Genomic DNA, 17,126 nt, shown 5'->3' on the forward strand with positions numbered 1-17,126 from the left:
TATTTAAGGTTAGTTTTTCTTTTCCAATTCGTATTTTGCCAGCACCGCATATTCGGCAGCAAAAGCAAACGTAAACATGCCTTCCATATTGTTCTTTCCCTTCTCACGATTCCATCCGACCAATAAGTTAGGAGGCAGAAATCCCTTATAGAAAAAGTTATCATACGCATAATCCAGATTCTTCTGGAAACTTTCTATATTCTTCGAGACATCCGGATGAGAAGGATACAGATCCACATATCCACGCATCAATACTCCGTTAAACCAGTTATTAAATCCTGAAATATCGTAAGTATAATGCTCTGCAACAGCAGTCCCGAGCTTCGCAAAATATTTAAAGCTATTGTCCGATAATTGTTTCGCATCATCCAGATATACCTGTTCCTTGGTCACCCGATACAGATCGGCAGCACCAGAAAGCATAGTTCCGCTATTGTATGAAATAGCCGGCCCTACTTTATCTCTAAGACCTGTGTGCTTGCGGTATTTTACATTGTCAATTATTTCGTAAGCGACATCACAATTAGGATCACATCCACCCATCATATCATCATATACACCATCCGAACGCATCAGGCTGTTTTTTTGCCAGTCGTATATCGCACGGGCAAACTTCAGATAATATTCACTCTTTTTCATCGATGCTGTTTTACGGTTTTGGTTCGCATCGATATATAAGTATGAAATTTCATCATTTTTGCCTTGATACAGTTCGCTTAACCAAACCAATGGACTTACCATAGGCCCGTTACTGCATGAATGTTTGGTTGTATAACCAGGTCCCCATGTGATGCCTCCATTTTCTTTACCATTGTCATCCAAAGTACAATCCCAGCCATCCAATACATACTGAGACAAGTATTCAGCCTTTGTCAGATAAGTTTGATCTGCGGTCAGCTTATAAGCCTCGATAAGTTCACGTATCAACCATTGCTGGTCATCATATACATTGTGAATCCCGTCTACACTCGCCGACCCTTTATCTCCTCCCCGATCCACACCATATACAGACCATTCCTTGGTCTGAGTATAAGAAGTCAGAGTGAAGGTTCCCTGATAAAAAGCTGCATTCTCATACAGATCATGTAATAACTGAGTATAACGGGCAAAATTCTTATCATATAATTCAGATTTACCGTGTTCTTTATTGGCTTTAAGTCCATGGAGAATAGCATTTACGGCTTCTATCGAACTTGTATACATCCATACACTACCCTTTTCGGCTGAACGGGTTCCTGTATAAGGATTATAATATCTTGCCATAGCCATACCCGATCCGGTAAAATGATTCACCACAGCACTGTCAACCATCTGCATAGCCCGAAGCAGATTCTGCTCCACCAGGTCAGAAGAAGTAATAGGCCCACCTCCGTTATCTCCGTTGTTATTCTCGGGATCATCACTGCAAGCAGCAGTTACAACGAGCAATAAAGAAAAAATAGTCACAAATAATTTTTTCATCTTTCTTATTTTCTTTTAGCTATCCGGCACTTCCTCCGTACACATAAGCATACGGAGAAAAGATATAGCCGAATTCTTTTTATTACTATATAAAGAACTAATACCTCAATTCAGAGCGATATTATAGAGAACCAGTTTATTCTCATCACCGTTTAATTCGCCGTTGTACACCCCAAGAACCAGAGTTACATCACTTCCGTTAAACTGAGAAAGGTCATAAACAAACGAAGCATATTTATCGGGATCTCCGGCTCCACCCTCTCCATGCTTAAATTTCCAGCAACCATCAGCAGCAGCCGATGCTTCTTTTGCTGTATTGGATTTAGGAGATAAATGAGTTACCGTTCCATTATTTTCTATCGCAGTCATTTTGAAGAAGGTATAATTACTTCCAAAGTTCCGTGTCTTGAAGGTAAGCTTGTTCTGTCCTTCTGAGACACTGAATTTCGCATAGAAATAAGATTCTGGAACTTTTGTATCTATCGGTCCGTTACCTGTTGTTTTGATGAGATATCCTTCCGAAGGGAACACTTCCGGATCCTTCCTTAACGGAACAAATGACCATGTAGCACCGATATGACCGACATCTCTCCAAGCACGGTAAGCGTCAACATAATTATCTCTGTTTCCAGACTTAGGACTGATACCTGTAAAAGATTTCCGAGTATGAGGCATTGTCGAACGCACCATTTCCTGTGTCAATTTCCATCCCGATACAACTTCTGTTCCGGGTATCCAATTCCAATCGGTTACATTTTCCTGAGCAAAAGATATACGGCGAAGCACTAATTGCTTATAATAATTACCGGTTTCTTTCCGATAAATCCCCACTGCTACAATCACTTCTTTTCCGATATACTTACTCAAATCGAAATGAAAATCGGTATAGTCGCCCGAACCATAGGTCTTAGTATCCCCAACCTTCTCTGTCACAGGTTCTGCAGCAGACAGATCAATAACCTGCACCCCAAAATAAGCGGGTGAAGAAGCGTCTGCACTATGCGTACGGACTCTCAATGACAATATCTTATTATCAGCAGTGATCGACTTACTGCCATATACATACGAATCGAACACATCCATATCTGCAGGATTTTCCTGTTCTTTTCCTGTATTTCTGATTTGTAGTGTAGTACCTTCGTTCTGCTCCTGCCATGCTCCCCAGAAGTCAAGCGTACACATATAGTCGCATGCCCAATCCCAATGAGGATAAGCATCGGCATTACGTCCGCCACGATATTCACTGAAGAACCATTTATCGGCATTTTGTAAATCCACTGCTGTTTTTCCCCGAAGCAACTCAACTCCGCCCATCTGAACATCAAGCACAACCATACCATCAACAAAATCGCTTTTCGCAATCTTCCGGGTTATAGTCAAAAAGCCGGCTTTAGTAAAAGTGACATCATAGTCATTAATACCCAAACCATCCAGAACATATTTACCATCTGCACCTGTTGTCACAGAATTAGATGTCGACACACTAACGACCACATCAGCCAGAGGAGTACGGTCTTTATCCGCCTGAGTTATCACCCCTTGAATCTTCACCGATTTCAACAACGACATATTAGCTGTCGCTATCTTATCTTCAGTAAACTTAGCAGGGGTAATAGTAGTACTGATCGTTTGATAACCCTCAGCAGAAAATGTCACAGCATGCGAATCAATCGTTACATTATTGAATGTATACTTTCCATCACTGCCGGTAGTCACAGATCCATCAGAACCCCCGATGCTCGATATCGTGACAGTCGCTCCGGCAATTGGCTCACCAACGTCATCAGTGACCAAACCTACGACCGTTCCCGTACCTAAAGCAACCGATTTATCGTCGTCGCTACACGCACCCAATGCCATAACGAAGGCACATAGGAGTCCTGTAAAGACAAAAGCCTTTAAAAAATTAGTCAGTTTCATTTGTTTATTAGATTTATATTGAACTGTGTGTATATGTAGTTAAGGCATTATGCCTCCGCTTTATAAATCGTCAGGTCATTTTTTGTTATATTTATCATCCAACATTTTGATAAAATAGCCGCCGACAACAGAACGAGCCTGAAATCCTCTTTGATTAGGAGCATCTGTAAACACCCAATCCGACATAGGTACACGGTCTTTCGTTTCGTTCATAAATAAATGGATGGGAGCAATGAACTTTTCGAATGTAGCCTTATCATCAGCTAGTGTGGCAGTCCAGATAATCCAGTCTGTTTTTGTATATAACTCACGATTATCCAAAGGAAGACCATATTTGTTTTGTTTGGTTAGATAATATGCAATTTCGGTAGCTGCAATCTTCGAATCGAAAATTCCCATTTTTAAGATCTTATCCCATACAAGGTTATATTTCTGACTCCATGTTCCGGTTTTATCAAATGTAAGTTTGTAATGATCTCCGTCATTTGCCATTTTTTCCCATTCTCCGGCCATTTGTTTTGCTGCAGTAATGTATTTTTCACCAGTGGCATTATCTCCTAACATTTTAGCCAGTTCACCGTAAGATGCGATTCCAAGAATTGCTTTCACCGACAAATTGGCATTGTGGGCAAAGTGTCCGGCAAAATCATCTGTACATAATTGGTTCTCGGGATCGAGTCCATTCTCTACCAGGTAATCAGCCCAAACGGTTAATACTTTCCAGTGTTTTTTCGCATATTCGGCATTACCTTCTACTTCAGCGATTGCCCTTGTCAGGATCAGCATGTTACCCGATTCTTCCACAGGCATATCACCACCGTAAGTTTGCCCGTTGGCCAAAGGATATGTACCAACATCGTGTGCTGCGAATGGTTTTGTCCATTTGCCGCTTTCGCTGTAATATAAGATATGGTTCATCAACCCTTTAACCAAGTCCACATTATAAAGAAGGAACATAGGAGCCGAAGGATAGGTTATATCTACCGTACCGATAGATCCGTTGCTGAAATTTTCTTTCGATAAGAATAACAGGTCTCCATTAGGAGCTTCAACCAACTTATGAGCTGCTATCGCCTGACGATAAGCCAAGGCGCATAATTCGGCATAATCTTTTCCGCCCGAAACTGAAGCAGTCTCCATCAATTCTTTATCAAATTTATAAGCTTTATCAATCAAGCTGTCGTATTCTTTATTCGCTTTTACAAACTGAGAAACAATTGTCTGGTCATTCTTGCGATTCCAGTAAGGGCGCAGGTTCTCATTAAAGTATTGGATAGAGTAAATATCATCGTAACCAAGCATTATCTTACCGCTTTCCGACCCTACTTTTCCTAGTTTTCTTACTAGAGCCAAATAGTCGTATACCTTAGTAGATTGGGTTTTCTCTCCAAATTTATTATTCACGAATTTATCTCTCAAAGCCGAATTCTCTCCTATATTAACCAATGAGTTCTTCTCGTCTGCAACCATATAAAAATATCCCCAGTCTATTCTAACATCGTCTCCCGATTTTGCTAATATATTCTGACTTTTTGTTCCGGTTTTCAAGAATACAAGATTATCGGAATTTCCAATTTCACTTTGTGTTTCCTGATGGGGTTTATCCACCGCCCACAATGGAGATGCTTCGAAATAAAGTTCGATATCGTGTTTCTTTCCGTCATTCGAAACGATGTCGTATGTGATGTAGTTTACAGGACGCGAAAGAAGATCTAAATCATCCGTAAATAAAGGAGCAGTAAATGTCAGGCGGAGATCAACATTTCCACAGGCAAATACATAATGAGTCTGTGTTGCCTGCACATCAGCCGATTTCTGAACTGCTGTCTTTTCAAAATACTTTTTAGTATCTTTTTCTGTTTGCAGTCCAAAATCAAGCAGCCCGTTTCCTACTCTGTTATGACAGAATGCTGCAATCGTAACGGTTTTTCCGGCAGTAAACTCCTTAGTCAACGTTTCAGGCAGCTGAAGTATAGCGTTTTTCTTGCAAGTATTGCCGCTATTAACAACCTCCTGTCCATCCACATATATAATTACATCATCATCATGCGAATATTCCAGGAATACATTTTTGCTCGAAAAATCTTTATCCAACTTAATAGTTCTGCGTACCCAAATAAATTCGGTATCCCAGTTAGTCTTAGCCGTGGGCTCATTTACAGTAGTTCCGAATGCCGCAGCTCCGGTCTGCCATTTTGTATGATCAAAATCTGGTTTCATCCAGTTATCGGCAGGTTTCTGAGTTGTATATGCACCCGTCCAGGTTCCTTGCTCACCCGTAACGGCTATCGGCTCATACTGAACATCTTCTATACCCATAAAACGATATAGCTCCCCATCGACTTTAGCAACCCCTATCAGTGGAAAATCTTTCCCTGTCCAGTGCTTTACATTACTATCATATAGGTTATCGGTCGTAGACCAAGCACTTGTATAAGGATCTATTGTAATCAGAGGATACGCCGGAGGACGCATTCCGCTCGATACAATATCGTGTTCTATTGTTTTATTGGTATTGCATCCAAACAATAGTAAACACCCCGAAAGCATAAATAATAAATGTTTTTTCATTTTGTAATAGTTATTTAGGTTATTGAATACTGTTTAAGATATCCAGTTTATTATCATTGACCAGCTTTACAATTAGTTCGCCAAATAAGGTATTCTGCCAGGCAAACCACGCCCGTGTAAAATCGTACTGATCATTCACATTAAAAGATTCGTGCATAAATCCGGTTCCGGCATCGGTATTCATCAGAAGTTCTACACACCATTTTATCTCTGCATCATCGGTACTTGTAAAAGCTTTCATCATTATGCTCATAGGCCATGCCATATCATAACCGACATGAGGTCCACCGATACCTTCACCAGCCGTACCTTTAAAAAAGTAAGGATTATCTTCGCTCCAGACAAAACGGCGTGTATTCTGATAAACAGGGTCATTTACAGCTATATCACCCAAATATGGCATTGCCAGCAAACTGGGGACATTAGCATCATCCATCAACAAGTGATTACCGAAACCATCCACTTCAAAAGCATAGATCGTTCCGTATTTAGGATGCTCATAGGTCGCATGTTCTTTTAAGGCTGATTCTACTTCATTTGCAAGATCAGTACATTCCTGAGCTAACTTTGTATCTTTATTTACTTTAGTCAGTATTTCGGCTGCTTTTCTCAACGAACTGACTGCAAAAAAGTTAGAAGGAACAAGAAATTGCAGTGTAGTAGCATCATCCGAAGGGCGGAACGACGATACTATAAGTCCGACCGGTTTTATGGGAGCACCTTTTCCATCGTTGCTCAATGTATCCAACTGACGTTCGCTCTTTCTTTGAAATGTATAAGGCCCTACTCCATCTTTACGCTGCTGTTCTTTCAGAGTAGTAATGATGCAAGTGATTGCCTGTAGCCATTCTTCCTGAAAAACTCCGGAATCACCTGTTACTTTCCAATACTGATATGCCAAACGTATAGGATAACAATGAGAGTCGATTTCCCATTTACGCTCATGTACACCGGGTTTCATATCTGTGATATCATCTTTCCAATGACCGACCTCATTTGTATCGGTATAAAAGGCATTCGCATAAGGATCTAAAATAATACTGTTGAACTGACGAAGAATAGTACCTTCCAACATTTTTTTCAGTTCCTTATCTTTATTCGCCAGATGCACGTAAGGCCATACCTGAGCTCCCGAATCGCGCAGCCACATAGCATGAATATCACCTGTGTAGACACTTGTATCGGGCTTTCCGTTCTTCATTTCGAAACGGACAGTTGTATCCAGCGTATTCGGATAACAATTTTCGAACATCCACGCCAATTTCGGATTTTTCAGAAGTTTTTTTATCCGCTGTATTTCATTTTCAATCGCTTTCGATTTGAATAATCTTTCGGATTCCTGCGGACGCCGGCTGATATACTGATCGGCTTTCACTGCAGTATTATCCAATGGTAAACTGAAATCAATCGTCTCCCATGCTTTTATCTCCATCTGCGAAAGAAACAATGCCGTGCCAAGTATTATTATTTTTTTCATGGATTTTAAGTATTGGTTAGTTACTTCTTATTCAAGGTCACAGACCTGCTTGTTACTTTAAATGCATAACAATCTGAGCCTGTTATAACTTAAAACAGATCATTAAAGACCTTCATTTACGTATCTTATTCCAAAGTTTAGGGTTACTTTGTTTCAATTCAGTAGAGAAAGAATAAGGCAGATCCGCCTCTTTTGTCCCTCTTGTTTTGTTCGGTTTATCAGACATTCTGAAACGGATATCAGCACCATCCATCAACTGTTTATGTGTCAAGTAATTTTTAGTGTAATCCATCCCATTTACCGACATAGCATCGACATATCTGTTATTCGAACCGTTTCCCTCTGAAGTTATAACGACTTGTTTTCCATTCTCAAGGCTGATAGTCGCCTTCTTAAATAACGGAGAGCCTAAGATATACTGATCCGTTCCCGGAGCTACCGTATACATACCCAATGCTGAGAACACATACCAAGCCGATGTTTGACCATTATCTTCATCACCGCAATAACCATCGGGAGTCGGAGTATATAATTTACGCATTACCTCACGAGTCCAGTATTGAGCTTTCCATGGTTCACCCGAATAATTATATAAATAGATCATATGCTGTATAGGCTGATTACCATGTGCATAATTACCCATATTCATGATTTGCATTTCACGGATTTCATGGATAACACCACCGTAATAACTGTCATCGAACAATGGCGGTACATTAAAAACAGAATCCATCATGATATTAAACCCTTCTTTTCCACCCATCAAATCTATCAGTCCCTGCGGATCATGAAAAACAGACCATGTATAATGCCAGCTATTTCCTTCAGTAAAGGCATCCCCCCATTTCAAGGGATTGAATGGCGATTGAAAAGTTCCATCCTGATTCTTCCCTCTCATTAATTTGTGAGACGGATCGAAAAGATTACGGTAGTTCATCGCACGCTTTGCGAATATTTCTATATCCTTTGCAGGTTTACCTAATGCTAAGCCTAATTTATATATTGTCCAGTCGTCATATGCATATTCCAATGTACGAGCAGCATTTTCGTTTATCTTCACATCGTAAGGAACATACCCTAACTTATTGTAGTACTCATATCCTAAACGCCCGGTAGACTTTATCTGAGGATGTACACTATTAGCACCGCTTACAACAGCAGCCCATAAAGTTTCAATATCATATCCTCTTAACCCTTTCAGGTAAGCATCCGCAACAACCGAGGCCGAATTATTACCAACCATACAGTCTCGATGACCTGGACTTGCCCATTCCGGTAAAAATCCGCTTTCTTTATAAGTATTAACCAATCCGGCCTGCATTTTTTCGTTCATTGAAGGGTACATCAGATTCAGAAACGGGAATAAGCAACGGAATGTATCCCAAAAGCCGGTATCTGTAAACATATATCCAGGTAAAACCTGTCCGTTGTAAGGACTGTAATGTACTATCTCTCCGGCTGCATTATGTTCAAAAAAGCTACGGGGAAACAGAACTGAACGATATAGGCAAGAATAAAATGTGCGGATGTTATCTACGTTCTCATCTTCTATTTTGATCTTTCCTAATACTTCATTCCATACTTTCCGTCCGTTTGCAGCAACGTCATCAAAGCTTTGTCCCTGTACTTCTTTAAGATTAAGTTCGGCTTGATCGTAACTGATGAATGACGATGCCACTTTCGCATGTACGATTTCTCCTTTTTCTGTCGAAAAGCCGATAATTCCACCGGCATGATCACTTTGTGATTCGGTTTTATTCTGGCTGATATTTCCATCCGCAACAGAAGCCGTATAAGTAAACGGTTTATCAAATACTATAACAAAGTAATTTTTGAAATTATCGGGTACACCGCCACTGTTTTTTGTGGTATAACCAATGATCTTATTTTCTGATGGAACAATCTTTATATATGAACCTTTATCAAAGGCATCTACTATTACATATGAGTTTTCGCTTTTAGGGAACGTAAAGCGGAATACGGCAGCACGTTCGGTCGGGGTTATTTCGGTCACAACATCATGATCCGCCAAGTACACCTGATAATAATACGGTTTTACGATTTCAGCTTTATGAGAAAACCAACTGCTTCGCTGATCCTGATCAAATACAACCTTACCCGTTATCGGCATAATAGCAAATTGACCATAATCGTTGATCCATGGACTGGGCTGATGGGTTTGTTTAAATCCTCTGATCTTATCGGAATCATAAGTATAAGCCCATCCGTCTCCCATCTTTCCGGTTTGAGGCATCCAGAAATTCATCCCCCAAGGCAAAGCGATGGCTGGATAAGTATTTCCTGTCGAAAGCGCATGCTTCGACTGAGTACCCATCAATGGATTTACATAATCAACAGGAGGCAGATTAGTCTGAGCATTCAGATAAAAAGTCAGAAATGCCGTGAATAGAAAAATGAATTGTTTCTTCATTATGTGTTTTATTTATAATATAAATGATATTCAGTATTCAGGGTTACTACAAAAATGCGCAATTATAAGGTCAACAGGCTTCTTATCTTGTAAGAAATAATATATGTCCTCGGTCAAGATATTAGATCGCAATATATTAAGGCCGGACTTTTATATATGCAAAAATAGTCCCATATGATTAATCGAAGGGTTAATACAGGGGTTAATAACCAGTTAATATTTAATCTTAAACCAAATTATTTCATTAACCTTGACACTTTTTCACATTTATAAAGATTACAATAAGCTTATCGAGTTCTTTATTGATTTTTCTTTTTATAATTTATTATATTTGTTGTATCTACATTTACCATGACCTTATGAGAAGACAATATATATTATTCCTTCTAGTTTTTTTAGCAACCACACATTATAATGCTAGATCTCAAGGATTAAAATTTAAAGGAAACAGCTATCTTATTCAAGAGCGGACATCTTACAATGTTTTTAATAATTCGTCTCCTGTTTTTAAAGATTTCCTGACCATAGATTTCGATATTTTATGTGATACACTACCGCAAGTGGGTTATTTATTCAGGATCAAAACACAGAATCCTGATCTTACATTCAATCTGGCTTATGATTCACAGGGAAATAATATAGCTTACCATCTCAACCTGGAAGGAAAAAGCAGATTGATAACTATGTCGATCCCAAAGAAAGATTACACTTTCAGCCAATGGTCTAAATTACAACTTCACCTCGATCTGATTAACGGTCTGATCAGTTTTTCGATAGGAGACCATTCCCAAATTGAAAAATTAAACTTTCCGAAATACCTCGAAACTAAAGTTCTGTTCGGGTGCAGTGACTATTTTATAGATATACCTTCATTCTCTATCAGAAACCTGAAAATATCCGGTAAAAACGTGGCTTTCGAATATCCTCTGAGCGAACATACCGGATCGGTTGTGTACCCATGTAAAGGAGATATTAACGGACACATCAATAATCCGATATGGCTGATAAATGATGCCTACTATTGGAAATACACCGGACAGCAAATGTCCAAAAAGGTTGCCGGATTTAATTTCAACCAAGATAAACAGGAAATATATTACTTCAATCAGGATTCGCTAATCCTGTATAATATGATAAATGGAAAAATCAGTACGATAAAATACAAAAACGAATGTCCTATTGATTTTAGGCTTGGGGATAATTTTCTGAATCCGTCGAATAACAGTATGATTGTTTACGAAACTTACAAAACCCTTAGTAAGGATGTGATGATGGCCGAATATAATTTCGACAACAAAACATGGTCTGTTTTAAGTAAAGATAAATTGCCCACCGAAAGACATCATCACGGACGTTTCTTCGATCAGAAAAACAACAGGTTCATTATTTTTGGCGGCTTCGGAAATCTTTTATATACAAATGACTTCTATAGTTTCGATCTGAACACCAAAACATGGAGCAAGCTCAATTTCAAAGGAGATATCATACATCCCCGCTACTTCTTATCGATGGGCTACCTCGAAAAAACAAACAGTCTGTACATTTTCGGAGGAATGGGCAATGAGTCCGGAGAATACAATGTAGGGCGCAAATATTTTTACGATCTGTATAAGGTCGATCTCAATAATTATACAATTAAGAAGTTATGGGAAATAGACTGGAAAAAAGAGGATATGGTTCCCATAAAATCAATGATTATAAATGAAGAGAAACAGACATTTATTACATTCTGTTATCCCGAACATTATTCCAATACCTTTCTGAAACTTTATGAATTTTCTTTGGAAAACGGACATTACAGTAAATTGGGAGATTCTATCCCAATCCGTTCAGAAAAGATAGGAACTAACGCCCAACTGTTTCTTGATAAGAAATTCAGCAAACTTTATGCTGTGGTTCAAGAGTTCGACAATGACGATATAGGCTCTAAGTTTAAGTTATATACATTATCCTATCCGCCCGTGTCATTCGATTCGCTTCAGATGACACCCCCTTCAGGTAAATCCGGCAGGACTCTTATTTATATCATCCCTGTTTTTATTCTGATCACAATATTAACTTCTATAATCTACTGGAGATTCCGGAGAAGACAAGATTCAAGTAGTTTACATGCATTGAGTACATCAGACGAAAATCAGAGTTTACCGGAACAGGAAATAAAGAAAACGCCTAATACAATATTTCTATTCGGTAAATTTTCCGTTATCAATAGATCAGGTAAAGAAATAGAATACATGCTCAGCGCAAGACTAAAGCATGCCTTCTTACTGATTTTACAGCATAGTGCCAATGGTGGAATAACATCTAAAGACCTGACTGATACGCTATGGGACGACAGAAACAACAAGAAAGCAAAGAACATCAGAGGTGTAACAATTAACGGTCTTCGAAAAGTACTGGAAGAATTGGACGGTATTAGCCTGATTTATGAAAAATCGACTTACCGCATTGAAATCAGCAGCAAGTGCTATTGTGATTACTTATCTTTCTTAACGATCATCAATGAAAAACAGAACCAAGATAATTCAGTTGAGTTTATCCGCATTTTATCCAATGGCGAATTCCTGAAAAACAACGACGAACCTCTGTTCGACACGTGGAAAGCCCTCGTTGAAGATAAATTGGAATCGGAACTAAAACAGTCGCTCAGAAATTGTTATGAGAGAAAAAATTACCAGACAGTATCCGTTTTATCTAAAATAATATTGGATATATCCCCTTTAAGTGATTTTGCTTTATCATATTACATCAGGTCTTCGATCAAATTAAACAAAGAAAATCTGGCAGAAGAAAGATATCAAAAATTTACCAATACATACAAGCAAATGATGGGCGAAGACTACAAAACGCCATACGAAAAATTCATACGGTAGTCGGAGACCCTATTCCATCTAAGACCGGGCATTTGATTATATCTTTTCAAATGCCCGTTTTATCTTTTCACTCCTTATTTTTTCAAAAACGCCTGATACTCATCCCATAGGCTGTCAGTTGTCACCTGATCACCAAAAACATGCTTCATTGCTTTATCAAAACTCCACGGTATGACTTCCAATGTAGATTTATTGAATTTCCTCAAAAAGTCAGGATCCTTGCAAGTCAGCCATTCAAGGAAGAATCCGGTTGTGCGGTAGCCATCCATCCAATGTCCACCAGCTTTTCGGCTGCTAACAGGAAAAAAACCGTTATGATAACGTACTGCATCAGCCATACCTTCTATAAAAACCCAGAATTCCGTTCCCTGCTTATAAGTACCTGCCCCCTGAGGCTCAAGCTGAAAAGCATGAGTAAGTTCATGATACAAAACTCCACGGGTTTCATAAAGTACTTTATCATCCCCTTCCGATGTTTCGGACTTCTCAACCCATCGGGAACTATAGAATATATTCACGACAGGAGGCTGACCTCCTTTAGCCGATATACCATCTACATCTTCAAGTGTATATTCTATCTTTTCGACATTAGGTATAGAATCAGATGCTGACCAGTAAAGAGTTTGTGCAACCCATAGCGCATGCTGCTGTATAAACGTTTCGGGATCAGGAACTATACGCTTATAAATTTTCCAGCCTTCGGTATTTTCTGCTTTATTCAGGAAATTTATTTCGGGGTACTTAAAAGTTTCCCATTTCGGGCTCTCCCATTTTTGGGCATATACTAAATGATAGAAATTCAGTAAAATAATTAATATACTGATGTTTTTCATTGTAAGGTTGGTGTTAATGAATATGGTTTCTCTGCAGCCGAGAATACTCTTCTCTTATTCGGCTTGGATGACATCTCGAAACGAAGTTCTCCACCCTTCATTATGTCTGCATATGTTATGTAAGCCTTATTATAAGGTTTACCATCCAGCCAAACCGATTGTATATATACATTCTTATCGTCCATTTTAGGAGCTGATATTTTAAAGGTATTGCCATTTTCAAGATTCAGGGTAATACTTTTCGCATTAGGAGATCCTAAGATATACTGATCAGACCCAGGGCATACGGGATAGAAGCCCATTGAGGAGAATACATACCAAGCCGACATCTGTCCGCAGTCGTCATTTCCGCAAAGTCCGTCGACTTTGTTCCGATACATTTTATTCATAATTTCATGTAAACGGGATTGAGCTTTCCACGGCTGAGAAGTCCATGCATATAAATAAGCGACATGATGGCTCGGTTCATTTCCATGTACATAATTACCCATCAAACCCTCTTCGTTAATATCCTCATTGTCCTTATAATATTTCTCGGGAAGATGCATTGTAAACAAAGAATCGAGCCGTTGAACAAAACGCTTGTCACCACCCATTTCGTTTATCAAACCATTTACATCATGCGGCACATAAAACGAATAATTCCACGAATTACCTTCTATAAAGCCCTGATTATGGGTATCCAACAAATCGAAAGGAGATTGAAACACTCCCTCTTTATCCTTCGGACGGGCAAAACCTATAGACGGATCAAACACATTTCGGTAACTATGTGCCCGCTTTGTATATTGGTCAGTCACATCCTGTTTTCCGGTATACTTTGCCAGCTCGGCAATAGTCCAGTCATCATAGGAATATTCCATAGTTACAGATGCCGATACACCACTAAAATCCGAAGGGACATACCCGTATTTCTTATAAGCACCTATTCCATCATAATAATCTACATTGGAGCTGCTTATACAAGCTTTCAAAGCCAGATCTTTGTCTATATCAATACCTTTGGCAATAGCATCTGATACAACCGATACCGAATGATAACCAATCATACACCAATTCTCATTTCCCATCAGCGACCAAATAGGCAGTGCACCATGTACACTCTGCTTATAATGATTGAGCATCGAATTGACAATCTGTTTACTGTAACTACGTTTAATCAGGTTCAATAAAGGATGTTCTGCCCGATAAGTATCCCACACCGAAAATACGGTATAGTTGGTAGCTCCGTCTTCCGATTGATGTATATTATGGTCAATTCCCCGATAACGACCATCTACATCCTGATATACGGACGGATTTATCATTGTTCGGTAAAGAGCCGTGTAAAAAATCCTCTTACGGTTATCATCCGCATCAACTTTCAACACACCCAGTTCTTTTTCCCATTTACTCTGTACTCCAGCTTTAATCTCATCAAAAGACTTGCCAGCAGTTTCTGTCTCCAGATTATTCAGAGCTCCTGAACAATCGACAGGAGAAAGAGCAACCTTTATCTCCAAAGGTTTGTTATCCGTAAAATCAAAATCAAAAAACGCAGTTAACTTTTGTCCGAACATTTCCGGAAAATTATCTTCCATCTTAAACTTACGCCACCAACCAACATACTTTGGCTTTTCGGCATTGCGGCATCCATAATTCTTTATGGGTTTAGAGAATTTCACTGCAAAATATGTATAGTTCATTCTCGACCATCCCCGTGTAATACGGTAGCCGGTTAGCGTATATTCATCCTCTACTCTCAAATTAGACATGAGCACCTTACCGTCATAGTTATAAATACCATAAGTAAGGTCTAATATAATATGTCCCGTATCTGTTCCCTTCGGAAAAGTATACCGATGAACTCCGGTACGTTCGGTCGCTGTTAATTCAGCATTGACCTGATAATCGTCCAACAATACTGAATAATAACCCGCTTCGGCATGTTCATTCTGATGACTATAGTGAGACCTGTATCCTTTCGAACTATCATCGGATGATCCCATATCGAGATTTACGTCTCCTGTAGTAGGCATAATAAGTATATCTCCCAGATCGGAATGCCCTGTTCCATTCAGGTGAGTATGACTGAATCCGATAATAGTAGGATCGTCATACTGATATCCCGCACAATATTTATAAGCATCAGGCTGATACTTGCCGTCTATATTGTGAGGGATCATTTCGGTATCAGGGCTCAGCTGCACCAATCCGAATGGAGAACATGCTCCGGGGAAAGTATGTCCCATGCTTTTCGTCCCAACCATCGGGTTTACATAGTCAATTAACCTCTGTTGAGCAGTTACCGTACAAACCGACAGTATTATGGTATATAAAAACACTATTATCTTTTTCCTCATCATAAATTCTCACTATTTGACTTCTACATCTTTCAACTACTATTCAATACATTACATAAAAAAGGTTACAAAGGTTCCACGAAAAGGGTACACTTTATATTGTGACACTTTATCCCTGATGGGGCTTGGGGTTATTAAGTCAGTTAACACTGACCAATCTTCATTTCCCCAAAAGGTTACAAAAGTTACAACCTTCCTGTGTTTTTCCATAAGTTACCTTTTTCTGACTAACTGACTGGCTCATGACTTTCTATATAGATAAAAAAACAATCAGAGCTCATATAACTTATTTCTTTTTCTTATCAAAAGTAAGCTCTACCCGAACCGGAAAATGATCAGATAACAAACGGGCATCGTATTCTTTCAGAGATACTTCTTTCGGAAAATTTCCGGATTGAACTGTTTTTGAATCGACACGAGGTGAACGGTAAGTATCGGTCAATACCCCATATTTATTTACAACAAATGAATTTGTCACAAATACATGATCAATACGGCTATCCGTCTTCAAATCAGGATCCCATGCATTAAATGTACCATTGAGCGCATAGCGTATTTGAGCTTTCTCGAATGAATCATTTAAAACTCCCGATTCATTCAAAAGTCTGTAACTCTCATGAGTCTGATCAACATTAAAGTCACCTGTTAGTATAACAGGATCATTTCCGCACATTTCTTTTATTTTGGATAAAACTAATTTTGCACTTTCCTGACGAGCTATAACACCGACATGATCCATATGCAGATTAAAAAACCAAAAACGGAATTTTCCATCTTTATCCTTAAATTCTCCCCATGTACAAATACGGGGCAAAACGGCATCCCATCCCTTATTCGGAAATTCGGTTTGCTGCGATAACCAAAAGTTACCTGTTTTGATCAGCTCAACCTTCTCTTTTTTATAAAATATGGGAGCATACTCTCCGGCTGTTTTACCGTCATCACGCCCCACCCCGATATAATCATATCCGGGTAAACTGCCAAGCAGATCATTTAACTGATGATGCAAAACCTCCTGCGCTCCGAATACATCAAATCCATTAAAAAGGATCATTTGAGCGATGTACGGATAACGTTGCGACCAACCATTACCGTTCTTTGCATCTTCCGTATTGCTATCATTTCGAACATTAAACGTTGCAACAGTGAGATTCTGTGCATTCAAACAGAATACACAGAAAACGACTGCTACAAATGAAAAAAAACTCTTCCTCATCG

The 17,126-nt window shown here is 39.1% G+C and carries 9 protein-coding genes; 1 reads left to right on the forward strand and 8 read right to left on the reverse strand.

Annotation, left to right across the window (positions count from 1 at the left end):
- Window positions 1-9: 9 nt before the first annotated feature.
- The 5 genes from AABJ51_RS09085 to AABJ51_RS09105 form a co-directional block, all read right to left on the reverse strand.
- Complete coding sequence (locus AABJ51_RS09085) at window positions 10-1,461, reverse strand: glycoside hydrolase family 76 protein (protein WP_338375726.1); 1,452 nt, start codon at window positions 1,459-1,461, stop codon at window positions 10-12.
- Window positions 1,462-1,566: 105 nt separating this feature from the next.
- The gene (locus AABJ51_RS09090; protein ID WP_338375728.1) at window positions 1,567-3,381 is read right to left on the reverse strand and encodes a carboxypeptidase regulatory-like domain-containing protein; all 1,815 of its coding nucleotides are present in this window, start codon (window positions 3,379-3,381) and stop codon (window positions 1,567-1,569) included.
- Window positions 3,382-3,456: 75 nt separating this feature from the next.
- The gene (locus tag AABJ51_RS09095) at window positions 3,457-5,952 is read right to left on the reverse strand and encodes a glutaminase family protein (protein ID WP_338375730.1); all 2,496 of its coding nucleotides are present in this window, start codon (window positions 5,950-5,952) and stop codon (window positions 3,457-3,459) included.
- Between the two features lie 19 nt (window positions 5,953-5,971).
- The gene (locus tag AABJ51_RS09100) at window positions 5,972-7,384 is read right to left on the reverse strand and encodes a glycoside hydrolase family 125 protein (RefSeq protein WP_434781399.1); all 1,413 of its coding nucleotides are present in this window, start codon (window positions 7,382-7,384) and stop codon (window positions 5,972-5,974) included.
- A gap of 157 nt (window positions 7,385-7,541) precedes the next feature.
- The gene (locus tag AABJ51_RS09105) at window positions 7,542-9,860 is read right to left on the reverse strand and encodes a GH92 family glycosyl hydrolase (protein ID WP_338375734.1); all 2,319 of its coding nucleotides are present in this window, start codon (window positions 9,858-9,860) and stop codon (window positions 7,542-7,544) included.
- 359 nt (window positions 9,861-10,219) lie between these two features.
- Between AABJ51_RS09105 and AABJ51_RS09110 the strand changes: the two genes are divergently transcribed.
- Complete coding sequence (locus AABJ51_RS09110; RefSeq protein WP_338375736.1) at window positions 10,220-12,733, forward strand: Kelch repeat-containing protein; 2,514 nt, start codon at window positions 10,220-10,222, stop codon at window positions 12,731-12,733.
- 74 nt (window positions 12,734-12,807) lie between these two features.
- Here AABJ51_RS09110 and AABJ51_RS09115 read toward each other — a convergent pair whose 3' ends face one another.
- The 3 genes from AABJ51_RS09115 to AABJ51_RS09125 all read right to left on the reverse strand — a co-directional run bounded on the left by AABJ51_RS09115 (window position 12,808) and on the right by AABJ51_RS09125 (window position 17,124).
- Complete coding sequence (locus AABJ51_RS09115) at window positions 12,808-13,566, reverse strand: basic secretory protein-like protein (protein ID WP_338375738.1); 759 nt, start codon at window positions 13,564-13,566, stop codon at window positions 12,808-12,810.
- Complete coding sequence (locus AABJ51_RS09120; RefSeq protein ID WP_338375966.1) at window positions 13,563-15,908, reverse strand: GH92 family glycosyl hydrolase; 2,346 nt, start codon at window positions 15,906-15,908, stop codon at window positions 13,563-13,565. Before AABJ51_RS09120 ends, AABJ51_RS09115 begins: the two co-directional genes overlap by 4 nt.
- Before the next feature lie 286 nt (window positions 15,909-16,194).
- Window positions 16,195-17,124 carry an endonuclease/exonuclease/phosphatase family protein gene (locus AABJ51_RS09125; RefSeq protein ID WP_287610584.1) on the reverse strand — a complete coding sequence of 310 codons (930 nt, stop codon included), beginning with the start codon at window positions 17,122-17,124 and terminating at the stop codon, window positions 16,195-16,197.
- Between the last annotated feature and the right edge of the window lie 2 nt (window positions 17,125-17,126).

The organism is Indolivaga capnocytophagoides (assembly GCF_036511535.1).
Lineage (GTDB): Bacteria > Bacteroidota > Bacteroidia > Bacteroidales > Dysgonomonadaceae > Dysgonomonas_A > Dysgonomonas_A capnocytophagoides.

Excerpts from the sequence above, each read along its gene's own strand:
- AABJ51_RS09085 (WP_338375726.1), bottom strand. The coding sequence starts at position 1,461 with ATGAAAAAATTATTTGTGACTATTTTTTCTTTATTGCTCGTTGTAACT.
- AABJ51_RS09090 (WP_338375728.1), bottom strand. The coding sequence starts at position 3,381 with ATGAAACTGACTAATTTTTTAAAGGCTTTTGTCTTTACAGGACTCCTA.
- AABJ51_RS09095 (WP_338375730.1), bottom strand. The coding sequence starts at position 5,952 with ATGAAAAAACATTTATTATTTATGCTTTCGGGGTGTTTACTATTGTTT.
- AABJ51_RS09100 (WP_434781399.1), bottom strand. The coding sequence starts at position 7,384 with ATGGAGATAAAAGCATGGGAGACGATTGATTTCAGTTTACCATTGGAT.
- AABJ51_RS09105 (WP_338375734.1), bottom strand. The coding sequence starts at position 9,860 with ATGAAGAAACAATTCATTTTTCTATTCACGGCATTTCTGACTTTTTAT.
- AABJ51_RS09110 (WP_338375736.1), top strand. The coding sequence starts at position 10,220 with ATGAGAAGACAATATATATTATTCCTTCTAGTTTTTTTAGCAACCACA.
- AABJ51_RS09115 (WP_338375738.1), bottom strand. The coding sequence starts at position 13,566 with ATGAAAAACATCAGTATATTAATTATTTTACTGAATTTCTATCATTTA.
- AABJ51_RS09120 (WP_338375966.1), bottom strand. The coding sequence starts at position 15,908 with ATGAGGAAAAAGATAATAGTGTTTTTATATACCATAATACTGTCGGTT.
- AABJ51_RS09125 (WP_287610584.1), bottom strand. The coding sequence starts at position 17,124 with ATGAGGAAGAGTTTTTTTTCATTTGTAGCAGTCGTTTTCTGTGTATTC.